Below are 21,230 nucleotides of genomic sequence, written 5' to 3' on the forward strand. Positions count from 1 at the left end.
AAGTCCGTATTTTAAAATTTCCACGCTTTTTGCTGGCTTTCACTTAAAAAAGTCCAGGCTACAATACGGCTTGTTTTTTGGCCTTGAGCCATATCAATAGTTTTGATTGAAGAGGCATTTACTTTATTTAGTGTTTTGTAAATGCTCGAAAGATTTTCTCTTTTCGAAACCAAAGTTGTGAACCACAAAGTTTGCATCGCAAATTTTGCACTTTCATAAATCATTTGCGTTACAAAACCAATTTCTCCGCCATCGCACCATAATTCGGCATTGTGGCCTCCGAAGTTTAAAACCGGATTTGTTTTTTTTCTTTCTTTGGTTAAATTCGAAACTTTACGAACGGTACTTTGATTTGCATCTTCGGCAGAAGAATGAAAAGGCGGATTGCACATCGTGAAGGTAAAACGATCTTCGGGTGTGATGATATTTTTGAAAATAAAACGGGATTCGGTTTGTTGCTGTAAACTTATAGCGTCAATCAATTTAGGATTTGCCTCGATGATTTTGCTGCAATTTTCGATTGCTTTTTCGTCGATATCAGTTCCTACAAAACTCCAGTCGTAAATAGCATTTCCTAAAATAGGGTAGATGCAATTGGCTCCGGTTCCTATATCTAAACCTAAAACTGAAGATCCTTGCGGAATGATTCCGTTATTGGTTTCGGCCAGTAAATCAGCTAAATAATGAATGTAGTCGGTTCTTCCCGGAATGGGTGGGCAAAGATAATTTTTAGGAATATCCCAGTTTTGTATGTCGTAATAAGTTTGGAGTAATGCTTTGTTAAGCGCTTTTACAGCCAATGGATTACTGAAATCGATTGTTTCAATTCCGTGGATGTTGACCGCAACGTATGCTTTTAGTTCAGGACAATTCGCGATAAGAAGTTCGAAATCATAACGGGAACGATGAAGATTTCGAGGATGTAAATTGTTTTTTTCGGAATTGTCTATTTCTTTCATTTTTCTGAATTTCCGTGCAAAGATAGTCATTCCTTTCTTAGTGTCTGTGTGTTTAAAATTCCAATTTTTGAAATTCCAAATTCCAATTAACAAAGCCCAAATTCCAAATTGAATTTAAACACATAGAAACATAGATTTTCTGTTGTTATTTTTTAGGATACAAAAAAAGCTCGCTTTCTCTCATAGCTTGCTATTGTGAATTAAAGTTAGAGTGAAACGACTTTTTTATAGATTTTAAACTATGTTTCTATGTGTTTAAATGAAATTTTTGAGGCTTTTATTCGAATGAAATAATTAATCCATACACTCCATTAACAACAAATCACCATCGGTATGGGTGATGCTGATCAAACCATCGTGAAGAACAGAATTGCTGCTGCCGGTTCGATAACCAATTGTTAAGGTATCGTTTTTTAGAGGATATAATAAATTGGTCGAATTAATTCCGTTTACAACTCCAATTGGGATCAATGAAATAGGCGTTTTTGCCGTATACCATTTCTCGAATTTACTAGGCAATAAGAATATTTTTGAATGATCGTCGAGTATCACAATTTTAAGCAAATTGCGGTAACGAACAATATTGGTAAGGTTTGTAATGGTGTGATCGGCACGTTTTCCGGTAGCCCAAACTACGTTTACAGCAGGAATTTTTCTGGCGATCAGGTAATCAAATGCTTTTTCTAAATCGGTTTTATCCTGATCCGGAGTATGCACAATTTCGATAGGATATTGTGATGTTTTATAGATTTCGGGATCAAAACCATGATCGAAATCACCCAAAAGCACATCGACTTTTATGCCTAAATCAATCACTCTTTCTATGGCAGAATCGAGCACGATAACCAGTGGCGACCATTCGAGCAATTGCCCTAATAATTCAGGATTGCATGCTGCTCCGTTGGCAATAATTAAGGCAGGTTCCTGGTCGTCGCGTACGATATGGTGTGAAGACATTTAGTTTTTGATTTGAAATGTGGTGCAAATGTACGAAAGGAAAGGATTTTAGAGGTTAGATTTTAGATTTTAGATTTTTTTATCGTTGTTATGTTTTGTTTTACCATTAAGATATTAAGAAAGTTAAGTTGGCGGGCTGAATATTTTAATGGTTAATTTTTTTTGCCACAGATTATTAAGATTAAAAAGATTTAGATGTTTTTTACCATTAAGATATTAAGAAAGTTAAGTTTTACCTTCTTAATCTAACTTAATGCCTTAATGGTTAATTTTTTTTGCATTTAAGGTATTTTAGCTTAATTGTCTTAATATCTTAATGGTGAAAAAAAATTACTTTGCCTTAAAAGCGATAGCATCAACTTCGATTAGCATCCCGTCTATAGCTAGTTTGGGAACGGGAATTAGGGTACTTGCCGGAAAGGGCTTGTTTTTCCAGACTTTTCTAATCTCTTCGTTCCATATTTTTAATTTTTCGGGTGAATGATCTACGATTAGAATGGTAATTTTCATGATGTTCTCCGGTTTTAGATTATAGCTGTCTAGAACGGATACTATATTCTTTAAGGCAACCTGAGTTTGCTCTCTAAAATCCTTGCTTAAGGTGTGTTCTTTTCCTAAACCTCCGCTTTGCCCGGAAATATAAACAAATTCTCCAGGTGTTGAAACGGATGATGCGTGACTGAAGCCATAAGGAGTTGGGTCGAATAACGGTTCAGGATTTTTGAAAGTTTGTGCTTTTGTGGTAATTGCACCAAGAAAAAATAGTGTAAACAGTAAATGTTTCATGTTTTTGAAATTTTGAATTAATTATTTGCAAATTTTGCTTAATTCTAATTTCTAAACCTTTACATATGTTGAGGGGTTTTTAGTTTTCAGTCTCAGTCTCAGTATTCAGTTACAGTTTACAGTCTCAAACTGCGACTGAATACTGTAAACTAAAGCAACCTTCTGTGATAATTAATTTGTCCTAAATGATAAGCCAAGTGTGTAGAGAGATGAACCAAAAAGAAACCTGTTGTCATTTCTTTCTCGAATACAATTTGCGGATAAATGGCTTCGAGATCTTCTTCGGTCAAAGTATTGAAAGCATTATTTACTACTATAATAGTATCTTCTATTTTGGTTATAAGTTCTGATTTAGGAATGTTTTTTAAAGAAAACTCGAGAGGACGATTTCTGACATAAGCTGTTTTGCCAATTTCAGCTCCGATATAAGTATTGATGTTTCCGATAAGATGTAAACAGAGATTTCCTGCTGAATTGGAAATGTTTTTGTCAATTGCCCAAATCTGATTTTCGTTTTGATAGGATTCAATTTCAACTTTTAATTTGTTGAGATCACGATTGAAAAGGGATTTTAGGGTTTCAATTAACATGACTTTGAATTTTAGATGTTATCGGAATCCAGATTTCTTCTTCAGAATCCGGATCTTCTTTTTTGTATTGGTCGCCCATTACGGCAAAATGAGGCCTTTCGTCTACTGTATATTCTGAATTTGGAAGCCACTCTACAAAAATAGAGTGATAGGTTTTATGTCCTTCGCTTTGCGGGCCTTTATGTACAAAAACAGCGTACAATCCGGATGGAATTATTAAGGTTTCCATTTCTGAAGGAATTGTCTCAAAATCCGAAACTTCAACTGCTGCCCATTTCTGAAAGCTATTATTAGGATCGAAATTATCAAAATGACCATTAGGAAAAACTTCAAGCGAATATAAATTGGAATCAATTGAGTTCTTGATTTCTTTTCGTTTTGGCATGAAGGAACTCCATAATTGAAACGTTTTATTTTCGATAAACGACATGTCAATGTGTTTACCAATTAGTTTTTTCTCGGATAAAATTTCAATTCTGGCTTCCATTTTATTAATTATTGAATTTTATATTTTTTTATGTCGATTTCGCTAAGCGAAAAATAGCCCAACGGATAATTGGCTTTATCCGTACTATTGATGATGTTTCCTTTTACGGTTGCGGGTGGTGTCTGAAAAGGTCCGCCAACATTACTTCCGGCAATGCTTACCAAAATACTCATATAGTTATAATATTGTTTTGAAATTCCGTAATGAGTCATTTCGATTTCATCTCCTGCTTTTAAATCTTCGTCATCTGATGAACTGAAAAATTCATTTCCCTGAAAAAACTTGTCCTCACTAACATAATAAGTCGATGTAACTTTGTTCGAATATACATATTTAAACAAATAAAAATTATCTGCATCGGCGGGATCATTAAAGAAAGCTTTGGTTTCGATATCTTTTCCTGTAAAACCACCTTCATTATTTTGTTCTATTCTGGTAATGGGCGCAACTGATTTCATTGTTTCGGTCGCTGTATAAGTCGTGCCGTTACTGATTACGGTTAAAGTATAATTCTCGTTGATTACCGGAATAAAGTTTGTGCACACATATCTGCCTGTTTTATTGACTTCATAAAAGTTGAACAGGTCGTTTTTGCTATTCTTGATAAAAATTGTTGCTCCGGAAACTGTTGGAATTACGTTTTCGAAATAGCCGGTTGTGGTTGATAATTTTACCGTTTGCTGTCTTCCTGTTGTTCCTTTTTGCCAGTTGATGGCCGCTTCGATTACTAATTTTGGAGGGGCAGTATCGAGATCAACATCAACAACTTCCTCGCAACTTGCGAAGAAAATCGAAATAAAAAGTGCTAGTAATAAGGTTGCTTTTTTCATGATATATCTTTTCTTTTCCTTTTACAGAAAATGGTTTTTAAAATTTAAAATTATAACTAACAGCAGGAACAATCCCAAAAATAGAGGTTTGTACGGCTTCATTAGCTCCGGTATCTACATTTTGGCGAAAGTTGATAGAGGCTGCATTATGACGATTGTATAGATTATAAATGCTAAAAACCCATTCGCCTTTCCAGTTTCGGTCTTTGTTTTTTCTTGGTGTCAAAGTTGCCGAAATATCTAAATGGTGGTAAGCGGGCAAACGATTTTCATTTCTTTGTCCATAATTAGGAATCGTAATTCCTAAATATTCGTATTGACCGTTTGGATACGAAACTGGCTGACCGGATTGCAAAGCAAAGTTAGCGCCAAATGACCATTTTTCGTTTAATGTATAAGCCGATGTCACTGCTAAATTGTGTGTTTTGTCGTAAGCAGAATTGTACCATTGTCCATTGTTGATTCCGGTTTCTTCAGGAGTTCTTCCCGGAGTTTGTTGTTGCGATTTTGATAGCGTATAGGAAATCCAGCCATTTAGTTTGCCTTCGTTTTTCTTTACCATAAATTCTACTCCATAAGAGCGCATTCTTCCGTTAAGGATTACTTGTTCGATGGCATCATTGGCAATCAAATCGGCACCATCGATATAATCCAGTCTGTTTTGAATTTTCTTGTAATAGGTTTCAACTTCTAAAGAATAGGCACCATCATTTATATTTCTAAAATAACCCAACGCAATCTGATCTGCAATTTGTGGTTTGATGTAATTATCACTTGGCATCCAGACATCAAGCGGAGTAGGCGATGAGGTATTCGAGATCAATTGAAGATATTGCGCCATTCTGTTGTAACTTGCTTTTATGGATTGGTCATCGTTTAATTGATACGATGCCGAGAATCGCGGTTCTAAATTGTTGTAATTCTGAATTTGCTTGTTTTTGCCAAAATACTGAGTGGATGTTGGTGTCGCTTTTTCATAAATCTGCATATTAGTATTGAAAATAACGGGTTCATTATTATCGTAATAATTGATTGTCGAAGCCCCTAAACGATAAAACAGACTATAGCGTAATCCGTAAGAAATTGTAATTTTTTTCGAAAGCTGATTTTCTGCTTCAATATAAACAGAGGGTTCAAAAGCATATTTTTTATCTAACTGATCCGGATTAATTCCTGAAGCATCATTACTCGGTTTAATTGTTCCTGGATTGAATTCATAGTAAATTCCGTTTACACCATAGTTTAGTTTGAATTTATCAGAGATGTAATTCTTGAAATCGTATTTAATATTATAATTTTTAATTCCCGAATCCCATTTAAAACCTACAAAATCCAAATCAAGACCATAATAGTAATCGCTGTAAATCAAAGATAAATTCGCAAATAATTTATCCGAATATAAATGATTCCAGCGCAGGTTTAAAGTGGCGTTTCCGTACGTATTGGTAAAACTTTTATTCAGGCTAAAAACGTCACGGCCAAAATAACCGGATAAATATAAACTGTTATTATCGTTTAATTTATAACTCAATTTTGTGTTTAAATCATAAAAATAAGCCGAGTTGTCTTTTTGATCTTCGGATAATTTTAAAAATAAATGCGCATACGAAGCTCTTCCGCCAATTAAAAAAGATCCTTTGTCTTTTACAATGGGACCTTCTGCCAAAATTCTACTCGAAATTAAACCGATTCCTCCATTTACATGAAATTCCTTGCTGTTTCCGTCCTTTTGATAAATATCCAGAACAGAAGAAGCTCTTCCGCCATAGCGCGCAGGGATTCCGCCTTTATATAGCTTTAAATCTTTGATGGCATCAGGATTAAAAACAGAGAAAAACCCGAACACGTGAGAAGAGTTAAAAATTGTAGCCTCGTCTAATAAAATCAAATTCTGATCAGCGCCGCCACCGCGTACATTAAATCCCGAAGCACCTTCGCCAGCATTGGTAACACCCGGCAGCAGTAAAATCGATTTTAGAACATCGACTTCACCCATTACAACAGGCATTTTTTTTATAGTGGCAATAGAAAGTTTATTGGCACTCATTTCTGGCGTTTTGATATTGATTTTACCTCTGTTGTCTTTTATTACGACTTCCTGAAGTTCTTCGCCACTTTCATGAACCGCAAAATTATTTTTAGTATTTTGATTTAAAGTAATTGTTTTTTGAATGGTTTGATAGCCAACGTAACTAATCTCGATTTCATGTTCGCCTTTTGGAACAGTAAGCGAATAGAAACCATATTCATTAGTTGTAGTTCCAATTTTTAAAACAGGGATATAAACATTTACTCCAATTAAAGTTTCGTTATTTTTAAAATCAGTGATCGTTCCGCTTAAAGTAAATTTTTCCTGAGAAAATGAAGTAAAAGTCGTTATAAGGAGGATAAAAATAAGGCCAATTTTTTTTGAAATCATTGTCTTGTGTTTGAAGCACATAGTTAATAATTCTTACTAAATATTGGGGTACAACTTTTGTTAAACATTAGTTAAGAATATTTCTTTTTGCAGGTTTTCAACGCTTTATTGTTTTTCAATATAAAAAACACTTTGCAGTCGATTTTAGCAAAAATAAGATGGAAGTTGAAAAATATTCATATGCTTGGCAATTATTCAAAAAAAAAAAAGACAACCGTTTAAAGTTGTCTTTTTTCCTATTTATAAAAGAGATGCACTATTGTACTCTCATTTTGTATTCTATTATTTTATTTCTGCAATAATTGCATTGAATGTTGCACTAGGTCGCATTGCTTTGCTCACTAACTCAGGAGTTGGCTGGTAGTAACCGCCAAGAGTTTGAGGTTTTCCTTGTGCACCAATTAATTCAGCATCAATTTTAGCTTCGTTAGCTTCAAATTGAGCAGCAATTGGAGTAAAGATTGCTTTTAATTCAGCATCTTTATTTTGAGCTGCTAATGCTTGTGCCCAATAATAAGCAAGGTAAAAATGAGAACCACGGTTGTCAATTTGTCCTACTTTACGAGCTGGAGATTTATCATTGGCTAAGAATTTGTCGTTAGCTTCGTCTAAAGTTTCAGATAAAACAATTGCTTTAGAATTGTCTAAAGTTTGTCCTAAATGCTCTAAAGATGCACCAAGAGCTAAAAATTCTCCTAATGAATCCCAACGTAAGTAACCTTCTTCTGTAAATTGCTCAACGTGTTTAGGAGCAGAACCTCCGGCACCAGTTTCGAACAATCCACCACCATTCATTAAAGGAACGATAGATAACATTTTAGCTGAAGTTCCTAATTCTAAAATTGGGAATAAATCAGTTAAATAATCACGTAAAACGTTTCCTGTTACAGATATGGTATCTAATCCTTTGATGATTCTGTCTAAAGTAAATTCAGTAGCAGCAACTGGGTTAAGGATACGGATATCTAAGTTTACAGTATTGTGATCTTTTAAATATTTTTGAACTTTTGCAATCAATTCTCTGTCATGCGCTCTGTTTTCGTCTAACCAGAAAACAGCAGGAGTATCAGATAAACGAGCTCTGTTTACAGCTAGTTTAACCCAGTCCTGAATAGGAGCGTCTTTTGCCTGACACATTCTGAAAATGTCATTAGCTTCAACGTTTTGCTCCATTAAAACAGTTCCTTTATTGTCTACTACTCGAACAACGCCGTCTCCTTTTATTTGGAAAGTTTTGTCGTGAGATCCGTATTCTTCCGCTTTTTGAGCCATTAAACCTACGTTAGGAACGCTTCCCATTGTTTTAGGATCAAAAGCACCGTGTTTTTTACAGAAATCGATAGTTGCAGTATAAATTCCGGAATAAGCGCGATCTGGAATAACAGCAAGCGTATCTTGTTGTTTTCCTTCTTTATTGTACATCTGTCCCGAAGTACGAATCATTGCCGGCATAGAAGCATCAACAATAACATCAGACGGAACGTGTAAGTTTGTAATTCCTTTATCAGAATTTACCATTGCAAGAGCTGGTCCGTTTTCGATAGCTTTAGTAATATCAGCTTCTACTTCGGCTTGTTCAGGTCTTCCTGCAATTTTTGCGTAGATGTCACCTAAACCATTTCTTGTGTCAATGTTTAATTCAGCAAATAAAGTTTCATATTTTTTGAAAAGATCAGCAAAATATACTTCAACGATAGCGCCAAAGATAATTGGATCTGAAACTTTCATCATAGTAGCTTTTAAGTGCACAGAAAGTAAGATACCTTCTTTTTTTGCATCTGCAATCGCATCTGCAACAAAGCTTTTTAAAGCTTTTAAGTGCAATACAGAACTGTCGATTATTTCGCCTGCTTTAAGAGGTGTACTTGCTTTAAGGACAGTTGTTGTACCGTCTTTTGCAACAAATTCGATTTTTACATCATTGGCTTCTGCAACAGTAAGTGATTTTTCACTTCCGTAGAAATCACCATCAGGCATAGAAGCAACTTTGGTTTTTGAATCAGCAGACCAAGCACCCATTGAGTGTGGATTTGCTTTTGCAAAATTCTTAACTGCTCTTGGAGCTCTACGATCAGAGTTACCTTCACGTAAAACAGGATTTACAGCAGAACCTAAAACTTTAGCATATTTAGCTTTAATTTCTTTTTCAGCATCATTTTGAGGATCTTCCGGAAAATCAGGGATTTTATAACCGTGAGATTGTAATTCAGCAATTGCCGCTTTTAATTGAGGTACTGATGCAGAAATGTTTGGTAATTTGATGATGTTAGCTTCAGGTTGTGTCGCTAGCTGACCCAATTCTGCCAAAGCATCTCCGGTTTTTTGAGCATCTGTTAAAACTTCAGGAAAATTAGATAAAATTCTACCTGCCAAAGAGATGTCTCTTGTTTCAATTGCGATACCAGCAGTAGCAGTAAATGCTTGAACAATAGGTAAAAAAGAATAAGTCGCTAACAATGGCGCCTCATCAGTCAAGGTGTAATAAATTTTTGAATTCTGTGTCATTTTTTTTTTTTTTTATAATCGTATCGCCAAGGGGAGCGATGTAAAAGGTATATTCGGCTCAGAATGAGCGGAGCAAATATAATAAAAACAGTCCGAAAACGGTGTAGTTTTCCTGAGAAATACCGAAATTATCAGATTGTTATTTCGAGGTCGTTAAATTGTCAAATCGATTATTTTGCTATTAAAAAATTACAGTTTTGACATTGTAGAAAATTAGGCACAAAAAAAACTCGTTTCAAATGATATGAAACGAGTTTTTTATAACAAATAGATAAATGATTATCTTCTTTTATCTTTAATCTTAGCTTTTTTACCAGTAAGTTCTCTGAAGTAGAAAATTCTAGCTCTACGAACAGCTCCTTTTTTGTTGATTTCAATTTTCTGTAAAGCTGGTAAGTTTACCGGGAAGATACGCTCAACTCCAATAGCTCCAGACATTTTACGGATAGTAAAAGTTTCTGTGTTACCAGAACCTCTTCTTTGAATAACAACTCCTTTAAAAAACTGAGTTCTTGTTTTTTCACCCTCTTTAATTTCGTAGTAAACTGTGATAGTATCTCCAGCTCCGAAAACAGGGAAATCTTTTTTAGCAACTAATTCGGTTTGAACGAATTTCATTAAATCTGCCATGATATCTTGTAATTATGGTTTTTTATATAGAGCAACATTCACGGATCTCGCCAGAGGTTAGTCTAATTCGGGTGCAAATGTAGAAAATAATTATGAATTATAAATTATGAATTGTAAATTATTTTAACTTGCTGGTAAAAAGAATGTTAGTCGCACTTTTCAGTCGCAGTCTCAGTATTAGCTGCAATCAAATTCACTGAAAACTGAGACTGCGACTGAAAACTATTCCTGAAGCAAATCCGGTCTTCTGTTCTTCGTATGTTCGTACGCCATATCTTCACGCCATTTGTCAATTTTGGCAAAATGACCGCTGGTTAAAACCTCAGGAACTTTCCATCCTTTATAATCTGCCGGTCTTGTATAAATAGGTCCTGAAAGTAAATTATCCTGAAAACTATCTGTCAATGCCGAAGTTTCATCGCTTAAAACACCAGGAATTAATCTTATTAAAGCATCAGATAAAACCAGGGCACCTAATTCTCCACCAGATAAAACGTAATCACCAATCGAAATTTCTTTGGTAATAAAATGATCACGTACACGCTGATCTACACCTTTATAATGTCCGCATAAAATGATAATGTTTTCATACATAGACATCGTATTGGCCATTTTCTGGTTCAGCGTTTCACCGTCAGGTGACATATATATGATTTCGTCGTATTCACGTTCGCTTTTTAAATGTGTAATGCAGGCATCAATTGGCTGAACTGTCATTACCATTCCGGCGCCTCCTCCAAACGGATAATCATCGACACTTTTTTGTTTGTTCGTAGTATAGTCACGCAAATTATGAAAGTGTACTTCGACCAAACCTTTGTCTATGGCACGTTTCATAATCGAAGCCTCAAACGGACTTCTTAATAATTCAGGCAAAATCGTTATAATATCAATTCGCATTTTTTTTCTTCAAATAGTTCTAGGCGGCAAAGATACAAAGTTAATTTTTGGGAATTTTAAAGATTTGAAAAATGAGATTTCTGCAAACGCGACAGAAAAAGGTAAATCTATTTTAAAAATAGTGTAAAATATGGCTTAACAATTTGTTAAACAGTTAAATGTATAGTGATTATGTAAGAAGAAAGTTTTTTTGTGTAATTTTAGCATGCCTCTTTTCGTCTAATATTATACTGTAAATCATTTACCTAAAAATAATTATTATGATACGAAAGCTACTTCTGTTACTTACAATTTTAATTTTGCATTCCTGTTCGTCCTCAAAAAACGCGAATGACAAGTGGGTTGGCCAATCTAAAAAAAATCTGATAAAAAGTTGGGGAACGCCAATTAGGAGCATAGATAATGCTGAACAGGGAGAAATCCTTATTTACGGAGAACAAGTTTATGCGAACGTTAATAATCAGGAAGGTTCAAGAATAGCAGGTCCAAATCATTGGAATTACACTTATGTGTATGTAAATAAGGAAGGAAAAATTTATTCTTATAAAAAGGATAAACAACAACATACGCCTCAGGAAATAGCTGTGAAATAATCACGTATAATTTTATTTATTTTAGAGATTGCAGTTTTATTAATGCAATCTCTATTTTTTTTATCTATATTTAAATCATTATAAGTTGATTTGTATTGATTTAAGAAAAAGTACGTGATGAAAAAAGTAATAATCCTTATTGTAGTTTTTATAATTATTTCCTGCAATAATAAAAACCAATCAAAACCAATGGATACTTCAAAAAACGAGAAATTAGTCAAACAGTATTTTGAGTATTTTAATAATCATGACTGGAAAAAGATGGCAGAAATGTATTCCGAAACTGCTGATTTTAAAGATCCTTCTTTAGGGCAGGGAATTGTAAAACAAACACGCCAGGAAATACAAAGTAAATATGCAGAATTGAATAAAGTGTTTCCTGATTTGCATGATAAAGTCGTTCAAATTTATCCATCGGGAGAAAATCATATTATTGTAGAGTTTATTTCGACGGGAACGGCGCCTGATAATTCAAAATTCGAATTGCCTATTTGTACCATATTTACAATTGAAAACGGATTAATTACCAAAGATTTTACTTATTTCGATAATTTTGAGGAAGGTGAGGAGTAGATTAGAATTGTAATGTTGTATAGTTCCTAATGTCATTAAGTTAAGCTTTTTTAACGCAATCTTGTCAGGCTGAGCGAAGTCGAAGCCCATAAGTAACTCGACAAAGAAAATTTTACCGCAAAGTTCACAAAGAATTACGCAAAGTACGCAAAGTTTTGTGAATTACGCTTTGCTCTAAGATCACAAAGGGATTGTGTTTAAGGTATAATTTATTTTGAGTGGCAGGAAGGTTATGGAGCTTTTTCATATAGCAAATCACAATTAAATGCTGTAATCAATTATATAGAAAATCAGGAAGTACAGCATAAAAAGAAAACTTTTAGAGAAGAATATCTTGACTTTCTGGAAAAATTTGAAGTGGATTATGAGGAAAAGTTTATTTTTAAAGAATTAATTTAAAATTGGTTTTTAAAAAATAAACGCACCAAACATAAATGAAAAAACTAATCCTCTTCCTTCTTATATCATTATGTTCCTGTAATAAAGAAAAAGTAAAAGAAACTAGAAAAGAGATCCCAAAAGAAATTCCAAAAGAAGCGTCTTATTTTAAACAAATCAAAAGTAATGACGTTAAGTTGGGAGAACCGGTTTATGGCGATTGGTTGTATTCCCGCAAAGAAAAAGGACAAACTTTTGAGCAATATTTCAGATCTAAACATATTGTTCCAACAAAAGAGGCGAATATTATTTACATACGGCCTATCGGGAATTTTAATTCTTTACAAAAGAAACAGATTCAGTTGCTCAACGAATATTTGGAAATTTACTTTCAATTAAGGGCAAAAACGTTAGACCCAATTTCGAATGATATAGTGCCAAATTCTGCCAGGAGAACAGTTTATGGTCATGAACAGTTATTGGCTGGTTACCTTTTAAATGATGTTTTAAAAGAAGAAAAACCTTTGAACAGGATTGCTTTAATGGGGCTTTCAGAACTGGATTTGTACCCTAAACCAGAATGGAATTATGTTTTTGGTTTGGCATCTTATCATGATAAAGTAGGTGTGAGCTCCATTTACAGACTGCAGGATGGCGAATTAACTGCTGAAAATTTTAATCTTTGTTTATCGAGATTGCTTAAAATAAGTTCCCACGAAATAGGGCATATGTTTGGTCTTCATCATTGTATAAATGCCAACTGTGTCATGAATGGTACCAATAGTATGGAAGAAACCGACAGGCATTCGATCAGGTTATGCTCTGTTTGCCAAAGAAAACTGAATTCCTGTATAGCATATGATAATGAAAAGAGATTAACTGATTTAGAAAAATATTTTAAAAAGAATAACTTAACAGACGAATTTGGTTTAATGAAAAAAGATCTTGAAGTTATTCGATAAATTAGAAATGAAAAAGATAAAAATAGTTGCGATAACAGGCAGCACCCGAAATAACTCAAGCAATTACAAAATTTTGAAGTTCATTTCAGAACAAATTAAAGATTTATTTGAGGTTGAAATATTCGAAAATATAGATAAACTTCCTCATTTTAATCCCGATTTAGATTCCGAAACTCCTCCGCAGGAAGTTATTTCTTTTAGAAATAAAATAGATAACGCTGATGGAGTTATCATTTGTACTCCGGAATATGTTTTCAGTTTGCCGGGAAGTTTAAAAAATGCTTTAGAATGGTGTGTTTCTACTACTCTGTTTTCAAATAAAAGAACAGGTTTAATTACCGCTTCGGCTTCCGGAGAAATGGGACACGAGCAACTGATTTTAATAATGAAAACGCTGGAAGCTAATTTAAAAGAGGAGACACAATTATTAATATCTGGCGTTCGGGGAAAAATTAATGAAAAGGGAGAAATTACAAATGTAGAAACCAGAGCGGCGCTGCAAAATTTTATCCATCATTACGAAAAACAATTTTCAGTATCTTAACAATCAATTAATTGATTAGTTTTACTTTTCATCTTTTTAAACAAAATGATCACAAGAAGAAACTTTATAATAAACACAAGTCTGGCTGCAGCAACAGTTTTGGCCTTACCATCATTAGCCTTTACTATGGATAAAAAAGAAATAGGTTTGCAATTATATACCCTGCGTGATGAACTTCCAAAAGATGTAAAATCAACTTTAGAGAAAGTCGCAAAAGCGGGATATAAAACAGTCGAAACGTATGGTTTTTCTATAAAAGATCAATTTTGGGGATTATCTCCAATTGAGGTTAAAAAAATCTTAGATGCAAATAATTTGAAAGCTCCAAGCGGACATTATAATTTAGGAAGCTTTTTGTATGATGGAAATTTAGAAGAAGTTAAAGCTGCGATTGAAGCGGCTCAAATTTTAAAAAACGAATATTTAACCGTTCCCTGGGTTGATGAACCTTTTAGGAATGATTTTCATAAGATTGCTGTTCGTTTAAATGAAGCCGGAAAAATGTGCGCAGCTGCAGGTTTAAAATTAGCGTACCATAATCATGATTTTGAATTTAAGAAACACAACGGAATTACGGGGTATGAAATTTTATTGAAGGAAACAGATCGTAATTTAGTTTATTTTGAATTGGATTTATATTGGGTGGTTCGCTCAGGAAATGATCCCATTAAATTATTCAGAGAAAATCCGGGGCGTTTTAAATTATGGCATGTAAAAGATATGGATAAAGTAAATCCTGATTTAAATACAGAAATAGGTTCAGGATCTATTGACTTTAAAACTATTTTTAAAGAGGTAAAACAATCCGGAATGAAACATTTTTTTGTAGAACAAGAGAATAATTATAAGCCAAATGCTTTTGAAGCGATTAAAACCAGCTGTGATTTTATTTTAAAAGAATTGATTTAGGTTGAAATAATTTAAAAATGTATTTTTGTAGGAATAAAATTAGAAAGACATGCAAAGTTTTGGAACAAGTAAAGAGTTTATAAAAGGAGATGAAATAGAGTGGGAAGTAGTGGGCGAAGGAATAAAACGTAAAATCCTGGCCTATGATGACAGAGTAATGCTGGTAAATGTTCATTTCGAAAAAGGAGGAATTGGTACTTTACACGAACATTATCATACACAAGTTACTTATGTTTCAAGCGGAAAATTTGATGTAACAATCAATGGAGTTACGCAAACCTTAAAAGAAGGTGATAGTTTTTATATTCCGCCTCATGCAATTCATGGAGTAGTTTGTTTGGAAAGCGGACTTTTAACAGATGTTTTTAGTCCAATTCGTGAAGATTTTATGCAGTCATAAGGTTTTAAAAATCAATATTTTCTCGGGAATAATCTTCTGATTTATTTCAAGGTTTGAAAAATTTATAGATTTTTTAAAGTTTTGATAAAGATTAGATTGGTATTTTTGCAAAATGAATTTATCCAAAACGAATGTCTTATTTATGGCAGCTTGCACTGGACTTATAGTTGCAAATCTGTATTACTGCCAACCTTTAATTGTATTAATTGCCAACGAATTTAAAATTCCTGAAGCCAGTGCAGGAACAATAACATATCTTACTCAGGCCGGTTATGCTATCGGATTGTTTTTTATGGTTCCGCTGGGAGATAAACTGGAGCGAAAAAAACAAATTCTAATTACCACTTTTGCTTCTGTAATTGCTTTAATTCTTGCTGCTACGGCAAAAAGTTTCTTTCTTTTACAAGTAGCTTCTTTATTAATCGGAATCACTTCGATCGTACCACAACTTATTTTGCCTTTGGCTGCATCATTAAGTGCGCCCGAACAACGAGGCAAAGTCGTAGGAACCATCATGAGCGGATTACTTGTAGGGATTTTATTGTCGAGAACTTTAAGCGGATTTATTGGTCAGGTTTTGGGGTGGAGATCGATGTTTTATATCGCATCAGGAATTTGTCTTTTGATCTTTTTTGTAATTCAGAATAAATTTCCCGTTAATAAACCTCAGTTTCAGGGAACTTACGGTCAATTAATTAAATCTCTTTTTACACTTATAAAAACAGAGCCTGTTTTGCGTGAAGCCACGATGATTAATGTTTTTAGCTTTGCTCAGTTTGGAGCTTTCTGGACTACAATGGTTTTATTGCTTTCGGGAGAACCTTTTGGTTTTAATAGTGCTACAATTGGTTTATTCGGAATTGTAGGTGCTTCAGGAGCTTTAGCAGCACCTTTAGTAGGGAAAATGGGAGATAAAGGAGGTTCGAGAGTAGCTGTAGGTTACGGTTGTTTATTGATTTTAATTAGCTTTTTGATTTTTTATTTTTCAATAGAAAGTGTTATCGGAATCGCGATTGGAATCGTTTTTATCGACATAGGAATCCAGGGAGTTCACATTTCAAACCAAACCAGAGTGTATTCATTGCTTCCCGAAGCCAGAAACAGATTAAACACTGTTTTTATGTCGTTTAGCTTTTTAGGAACAGCAGCCGGATCAGCTTACGGATTATTATTATGGAAATTGGGCGGATGGCATGCCGTAACTATTGGGTGTGTTGGTTTATCAGCTTTGGCATTTACAGTTTACGGTCTTACTTATAAATCAAAGTCTAAAAGATAGAAAGCACAAATTGATATAAAATTAATTTGTAAATTTGCATTTAAATTAAAAATAACAACATGGAAAACGGAATATACGCTAAATTCAACACTAGTAAAGGTTCGATTTTAGTAAAACTAACTCACGATTTAACACCGGGAACTGTAGGGAATTTTGTAGCTCTTGCAGAAGGAAATATGGAAAATAAAGTAAAACTTCAAGGGCAAAAGTTCTATGACGGATTAACTTTTCACAGAGTAATTCCTGATTTTATGATTCAGGGTGGTTGCCCAAAAGGAACTGGAACTGGTGATCCTGGATATAAATTTGATGATGAATTTCACCCAAGTTTAAAACACGATCGTCCTGGAGTTTTGGCAATGGCAAATTCAGGACCTGCAAGTAATGGTTCTCAATTTTACATCACTCACGTTCCAACTTCTTGGTTAGACGGAAAACATACTGTTTTTGGTCATGTTATCGAAGGACAGGATATCGTTGATGCTGTAGCTCAAGGTGATGCATTAGAAAGTGTTGAAATCATCAGAGTTGGAGAAGAAGCTGAAAAATTTAATGCTATTGAAGCTTTTGTAGGTTTAAAAGGTGCTCGTCTAAAAAGAGATGCAGCTTTAAAAGCAGAATCTGAAGCAAAAATGGAGCAATTGGCTGCCGGATTTGATAAAACAGATAGCGGTTTACGTTATAAAATGATTAATAAAGGTGAAGGTAAAAAAGCTGAAGCAGGAAAAACTGTTGCAGTTCATTACGAAGGATCTTTAGAAAACGGAAAAGTTTTTGATTCATCTTATCCACGTAAAAAACCAATCGAATTTAGATTAGGTCAGGGTCAGGTTATCGAAGGATGGGACGAAGGTATCGCTTTACTACAAGTTGGTGATAAAGCTCGTTTTGTAATCCCGTCTGATTTAGCTTACGGTGCTGCAGGTGCAGGAGGAGTTATTCCACCAAACGCTACTTTAATTTTTGACGTTGAATTAATGGACGTAAAATAAGAAAACAACATACAATTTAGTATTGTTTTAAATAATTATCCCATAGGCTTCGGCGTATGGGATTTTTTTATATTTACTTAAAAATATAGATAAACAATGAAATTAAAAATCTTAATCCTTGCAGCTGTAACGTTACTTTTAGCTTCATGCGGAACTCAGAAGACAGCTCCAGTTGCAACGACAGAACCTGCGCTGGTATTTGATACTACAAAAGCCGTAGCATTAACTCCAGAATTAGAAGCAGGCAAAAACCTGTACGAGAATAGTTGTGCAAGATGTCATAAATTATATGACGCAAAGCAATTTAGTAAAGAAGAGTGGAAACCTATTTTGACAAGGATGCAGAAAAAAGCGAAGTTAGATGATACTCAGATAGCTTCGATTTCAAATTATATAAGCTCTCAATTGTAAGAAGTTTATAATTGTAGATTAATAAAACTCAGTAAATTATTTATTGGATAGTTTTTTTATTTAAGATAGAACATAAAAAAAACACCTTCACGAGTGAGGTGTTTAAAAAAATTAAGCGTTTTCTTCGGCGATATTATTAACTGCAACTATTTTTAATGTTTTTATTCCAGCCGGCAATTCCCAATCAACTTCGTCATTTTCTTTAAATCCAATAATAGCAACACTTAAAGGTGCGAGTATCGAAATTTTACTTTGTTTTAAATCTGCATATGAGGGCAAAACGATCTGAATTTTCATTTGTTTATTTGCTTTTACATCTTCGATAGTGACATAAGAATTGATTCTTACAATCGAGTTGTCCAGTTCGCTTTCTTTGCTAATTACCGCTCGGTCTAATTCTTGCGAAAGCTGATTCGCTTCTTTAGCATTTGTTGAATTTTTACTTTTTGAGATCAATTCTCTTAAAAAGTGATAATCTGTTTTGCAGAAAGTGGGTGTTGGTTTCATAACTATGTTTTATTTTATTATTATTATTAATTTATTTTGAATTTCAGAGTTTTGTTTAATTTCTTCTGCAGGCTTATAAATGCATAATTTTTATTTCAAAATGCGTAATGCAAATCGAAATTTTAAAAGAATGATGTTTTGGAAATTTTTGATTGAAAGAACCAAAAAATTACTTGAGAGAGTATTTACTCTTTCAAATAAAATAAATGATTAAATCGTGGTATAAATCCTCCGCCTGAAAGAAGAAATTTGAAATAGACGGAGGCCTAATTAATAAAGGCCTTACTATGACTAATAAATACAGCAGCAAGCGGTTTTCTCCTTAAAGAAAACAGCAATGTTAAGGCCGTAAATATATTTATAGTGCTCACAATGAGAATAATTAATTTTGATCTGTAAAGATAGGGAAACTTTTTGAAATAGCTATAATTGTTTTATTTCCATTTAATATTGCATCCAATACTTGGCTTTTGTGGTTCTTTTAAGCTTCTGTTATAAATGAGAGCATCAACAGCGCTTCGAAGGTCAGTTCCGCTTAACGGGATTCCGTTTCCGGGTCTTGAATCATCCAGCTGGCCACGGTAAAACAATTTGTTCTGATCGTCGAATAAATAGAAATCAGGAGTGCATGCAGCATCAAAAGCTTTAGCAACTTCTTGACTTTCATCATATAAATAAGGAAAATCTATTTTATTCTGAAAAGCAAACTCAGTCATTAATTCAGGCGAATCCTGAGGATATTTTTCAACATCGTTACTGGAAATAGCTACAACACCAAGTCCTTGTACGCGATAATCATTGGCAATCATCACGATTTCGTTGATGACATGAAGTACAAACGGACAGTGGTTACAAATAAAAATGACTAATGTTCCCTTTGATCCTTTTAAATCTTCAAATGAATATTGATTATTAGAATTAGTATCTTTTAATATAAATCCCGGAGCAATGGTGCCTAGTGGTAACATATTCGAAGGAGTTCGTGCCATTTTATACAAAAATTAGTTATTCAAAAATAACCTTAATATTCTGTAAAAGAAAGAGCATGGAAACAAAAAAAAATATCCAAAGAAGATTTTATAAAAGTTCTTTGGATATTCTTTGACTATCAATGCTGATTTACGAATTCAAAAAGTTCAGTAAATCATTATTTAATTTATCTTTATCTGTGTAAAATAATCCGTGTGGTGCGCCTTCATAAACAATATAAGTGTTTTCACGAATGGCTTTGGCTGCTTTTTTTGATGTTAGCTCAATTGGAACAATTTTGTCATCATCACCGTGAATAATTAAAGTTGGAACTTTAATAAAATCCAATTCTTCTCTAAAATCAGTATACGAAAAAGATTCAGCACATTTTAGAGTGGCACGAGGAGAAGCAAAGGAACACAATGTTCTGTAGTATTCTAATAATGGTGTGCTTAAAGGTTTGTTGATAATGTTGATTCCAAAGAAAGTTTTTCCAAAATTATCTACAAAACCAATTCTGTCTTCTTTGATGGCACTTGCTGTAGTTTCGCTTTTTTCTTTTGGATGCCCATCAGGATTATCACTTGTTTGTAATAAAAACGGAACTACCGAAGAGATTAAAGCTGCTTTTGTAACTCCTTTTCCGCCATAACGGCTAAAATAACGAACTACTTCACCTCCGCCCATTGAGAAACCTATAAGAGTTGCATTTTCTAATTTAAGCTGCTCGATAATTTCTTTTAAATCATCAGTTAACGTATCGTAATCATAACCATCATAAGGTTGAGATGATTTACCAAATCCTCTGCGATCATAAGCAATAACTCTGTAATTGTTCTGAACTAAAAAATCAATCTGATATTCCCACATTTCATTAGAAAGTGGCCAGCCGTGAATTAAAATTACAGGTTTTCCTTTTCCATAATCCTTTACATATAAACGTACATTTTTAGCAGTTTCAATGTATTTGTCTGTATTTAGTTCCTGAATATCAAAATCAAAATCTCTTAGAGATTGGTCGGCGTTAAGGAGGGTTTTTTCCATCATATATTTTTTTAGTTTGAGCTTAATAAGTGTTAAGTGAAATTAGCAGTAGTACTAAAAAAAACGGTTATAGAATTAGTAGTAATAATTACAAAATTAATAGGTTTGTAATACTGTATACTCAAAAATATAAAAATGGATTTAACCTGGAGTGAATTTGAAAGAACCGATATGCGTGTCGGAACAATTATAGAAGTAAATGATTTTCCTGAAGCAAGAAAACCGGCTTATCAGCTCACAATCGATTTTGGTGCTGAAATTGGTATTCGAAAATCATCAGCACAAATTACCAAACGCTACCAAAAAGAAGATTTAGTCAACCGACAGATTGTAGCTGTTGTAAACTTCCCAAGAAAACAAATTGGGAAATTTATGAGCGAATGTTTGGTTCTTGGTGCTGTAGGAGAGGAGGGAGATGTAATTTTACTGGCTCCTGATTTTAAAATACAAAATGGGCTTAGGATTGGGTAGATTGGTTTACAGTCTCAGTTTACAGTCTGAACCGGAATTAACCGCAAAGTTCGCAAAGGTTTTACGCAAGGTTCGCAAAGTTTTATACAAAGCTTTGCGAACTTTTGAGTTTTTATAAAATGCTTTATGATAAAA

23 protein-coding genes and 1 pseudogene are annotated in these 21,230 nt (G+C 33.8%); 11 read left to right on the plus strand and 13 right to left on the minus strand.

Annotated features, from left to right (window positions below):
- Positions 1–11 precede the first annotated feature (11 nt).
- The 10 genes from rlmF to trmD form a co-directional block, all read right to left on the minus strand.
- Positions 12–959 (minus strand): 23S rRNA (adenine(1618)-N(6))-methyltransferase RlmF, encoded by a 948-nt coding sequence (gene rlmF / locus FLP_RS03650; protein WP_065448179.1) that lies wholly within the window; start codon positions 957–959, stop codon positions 12–14.
- A gap of 294 nt (positions 960–1,253) precedes the next feature.
- Positions 1,254–1,916, minus strand: coding sequence for a thiamine diphosphokinase (locus FLP_RS03655; RefSeq protein ID WP_065448180.1), 663 nt, complete (start codon positions 1,914–1,916; stop codon positions 1,254–1,256).
- Positions 1,917–2,246: 330 nt separating this feature from the next.
- Positions 2,247–2,702, minus strand: coding sequence for a RidA family protein (locus FLP_RS03660; RefSeq protein WP_083195782.1), 456 nt, complete (start codon positions 2,700–2,702; stop codon positions 2,247–2,249).
- 149 nt (positions 2,703–2,851) lie between these two features.
- Complete coding sequence (locus FLP_RS03665; protein ID WP_065448181.1) at positions 2,852–3,292, minus strand: DinB family protein; 441 nt, start codon at positions 3,290–3,292, stop codon at positions 2,852–2,854.
- A complete protein-coding gene (locus FLP_RS03670; protein ID WP_065448182.1) occupies positions 3,282–3,779 on the minus strand; it encodes a GyrI-like domain-containing protein in 498 nt (165 codons plus the stop codon). Before FLP_RS03670 ends, FLP_RS03665 begins: the two co-directional genes overlap by 11 nt.
- A gap of 8 nt (positions 3,780–3,787) precedes the next feature.
- Positions 3,788–4,609, minus strand: a complete 822-nt coding sequence (locus tag FLP_RS03675; protein WP_065448183.1) for a DUF4249 domain-containing protein — start codon at positions 4,607–4,609, stop codon at positions 3,788–3,790.
- Between the two features lie 37 nt (positions 4,610–4,646).
- Complete coding sequence (locus FLP_RS03680; RefSeq protein ID WP_065448184.1) at positions 4,647–7,028, minus strand: TonB-dependent receptor; 2,382 nt, start codon at positions 7,026–7,028, stop codon at positions 4,647–4,649.
- 282 nt (positions 7,029–7,310) lie between these two features.
- Entirely contained in the window at positions 7,311–9,533 is a 2,223-nt protein-coding gene (locus FLP_RS03685; RefSeq protein ID WP_065448185.1) for an NADP-dependent isocitrate dehydrogenase, read from the minus strand.
- A 279-nt stretch (positions 9,534–9,812) separates the two neighbouring features.
- On the minus strand, positions 9,813–10,163 hold the full coding sequence (gene rplS / locus FLP_RS03690; protein ID WP_055098496.1) for a 50S ribosomal protein L19: 351 nt from the start codon (positions 10,161–10,163) through the stop codon (positions 9,813–9,815).
- A 222-nt stretch (positions 10,164–10,385) separates the two neighbouring features.
- A complete protein-coding gene (gene trmD, locus FLP_RS03695) occupies positions 10,386–11,063 on the minus strand; it encodes a tRNA (guanosine(37)-N1)-methyltransferase TrmD (protein WP_065448186.1) in 678 nt (225 codons plus the stop codon).
- Positions 11,064–11,323: 260 nt separating this feature from the next.
- Here trmD and FLP_RS03700 point away from each other — a divergent pair, with 260 nt between their 5' ends.
- The 10 genes and pseudogenes from FLP_RS03700 (at position 11,324) to FLP_RS03740 (ending at position 18,104) form a co-directional block, all read left to right on the plus strand.
- Positions 11,324–11,656 (plus strand): hypothetical protein, encoded by a 333-nt coding sequence (locus FLP_RS03700; protein WP_243397498.1) that lies wholly within the window; start codon positions 11,324–11,326, stop codon positions 11,654–11,656.
- Positions 11,657–11,773: 117 nt separating this feature from the next.
- Positions 11,774–12,229 carry a nuclear transport factor 2 family protein gene (locus tag FLP_RS03705; RefSeq protein WP_065448187.1) on the plus strand — a complete coding sequence of 152 codons (456 nt, stop codon included), beginning with the start codon at positions 11,774–11,776 and terminating at the stop codon, positions 12,227–12,229.
- Positions 12,230–12,442: 213 nt separating this feature from the next.
- Positions 12,443–12,628, plus strand: a pseudogene (locus FLP_RS25075) (IS200/IS605 family transposase); the annotation flags it as partial.
- 35 nt (positions 12,629–12,663) lie between these two features.
- The gene (locus FLP_RS03710) at positions 12,664–13,569 is read left to right on the plus strand and encodes a Zn-dependent protease (protein WP_065448188.1); all 906 of its coding nucleotides are present in this window, start codon (positions 12,664–12,666) and stop codon (positions 13,567–13,569) included.
- 7 nt (positions 13,570–13,576) lie between these two features.
- Positions 13,577–14,113 carry an NADPH-dependent FMN reductase gene (locus FLP_RS03715; protein ID WP_065448189.1) on the plus strand — a complete coding sequence of 179 codons (537 nt, stop codon included), beginning with the start codon at positions 13,577–13,579 and terminating at the stop codon, positions 14,111–14,113.
- 45 nt (positions 14,114–14,158) lie between these two features.
- A complete protein-coding gene (locus tag FLP_RS03720; protein WP_065448190.1) occupies positions 14,159–15,022 on the plus strand; it encodes a sugar phosphate isomerase/epimerase family protein in 864 nt (287 codons plus the stop codon).
- Positions 15,023–15,071: 49 nt separating this feature from the next.
- A complete protein-coding gene (locus FLP_RS03725; protein WP_065448191.1) occupies positions 15,072–15,422 on the plus strand; it encodes a cupin domain-containing protein in 351 nt (116 codons plus the stop codon).
- Between the two features lie 142 nt (positions 15,423–15,564).
- Complete coding sequence (locus FLP_RS03730) at positions 15,565–16,701, plus strand: MFS transporter (RefSeq protein ID WP_243397499.1); 1,137 nt, start codon at positions 15,565–15,567, stop codon at positions 16,699–16,701.
- A 59-nt stretch (positions 16,702–16,760) separates the two neighbouring features.
- A complete protein-coding gene (locus FLP_RS03735; RefSeq protein ID WP_065448193.1) occupies positions 16,761–17,693 on the plus strand; it encodes a peptidylprolyl isomerase in 933 nt (310 codons plus the stop codon).
- A gap of 96 nt (positions 17,694–17,789) precedes the next feature.
- Positions 17,790–18,104, plus strand: coding sequence for a cytochrome C (locus FLP_RS03740; RefSeq protein WP_065448194.1), 315 nt, complete (start codon positions 17,790–17,792; stop codon positions 18,102–18,104).
- A 111-nt stretch (positions 18,105–18,215) separates the two neighbouring features.
- Here FLP_RS03740 and FLP_RS03745 read toward each other — a convergent pair whose 3' ends face one another.
- The 3 genes from FLP_RS03745 to FLP_RS03755 form a co-directional block, all read right to left on the minus strand.
- Complete coding sequence (locus tag FLP_RS03745; protein WP_065448195.1) at positions 18,216–18,611, minus strand: GreA/GreB family elongation factor; 396 nt, start codon at positions 18,609–18,611, stop codon at positions 18,216–18,218.
- A gap of 434 nt (positions 18,612–19,045) precedes the next feature.
- Entirely contained in the window at positions 19,046–19,600 is a 555-nt protein-coding gene (locus FLP_RS03750; protein ID WP_065448196.1) for a thioredoxin family protein, read from the minus strand.
- Between the two features lie 130 nt (positions 19,601–19,730).
- Complete coding sequence (locus tag FLP_RS03755; RefSeq protein ID WP_083195786.1) at positions 19,731–20,624, minus strand: alpha/beta fold hydrolase; 894 nt, start codon at positions 20,622–20,624, stop codon at positions 19,731–19,733.
- 135 nt (positions 20,625–20,759) lie between these two features.
- Here FLP_RS03755 and FLP_RS03760 point away from each other — a divergent pair, with 135 nt between their 5' ends.
- Positions 20,760–21,095, plus strand: coding sequence for a tRNA-binding protein (locus FLP_RS03760; protein WP_065448197.1), 336 nt, complete (start codon positions 20,760–20,762; stop codon positions 21,093–21,095).
- Positions 21,096–21,230 lie beyond the last annotated feature (135 nt).

The organism is Flavobacterium piscis (assembly GCF_001686925.1).
Classification (GTDB): Bacteria; Bacteroidota; Bacteroidia; order Flavobacteriales; family Flavobacteriaceae; genus Flavobacterium; species Flavobacterium piscis.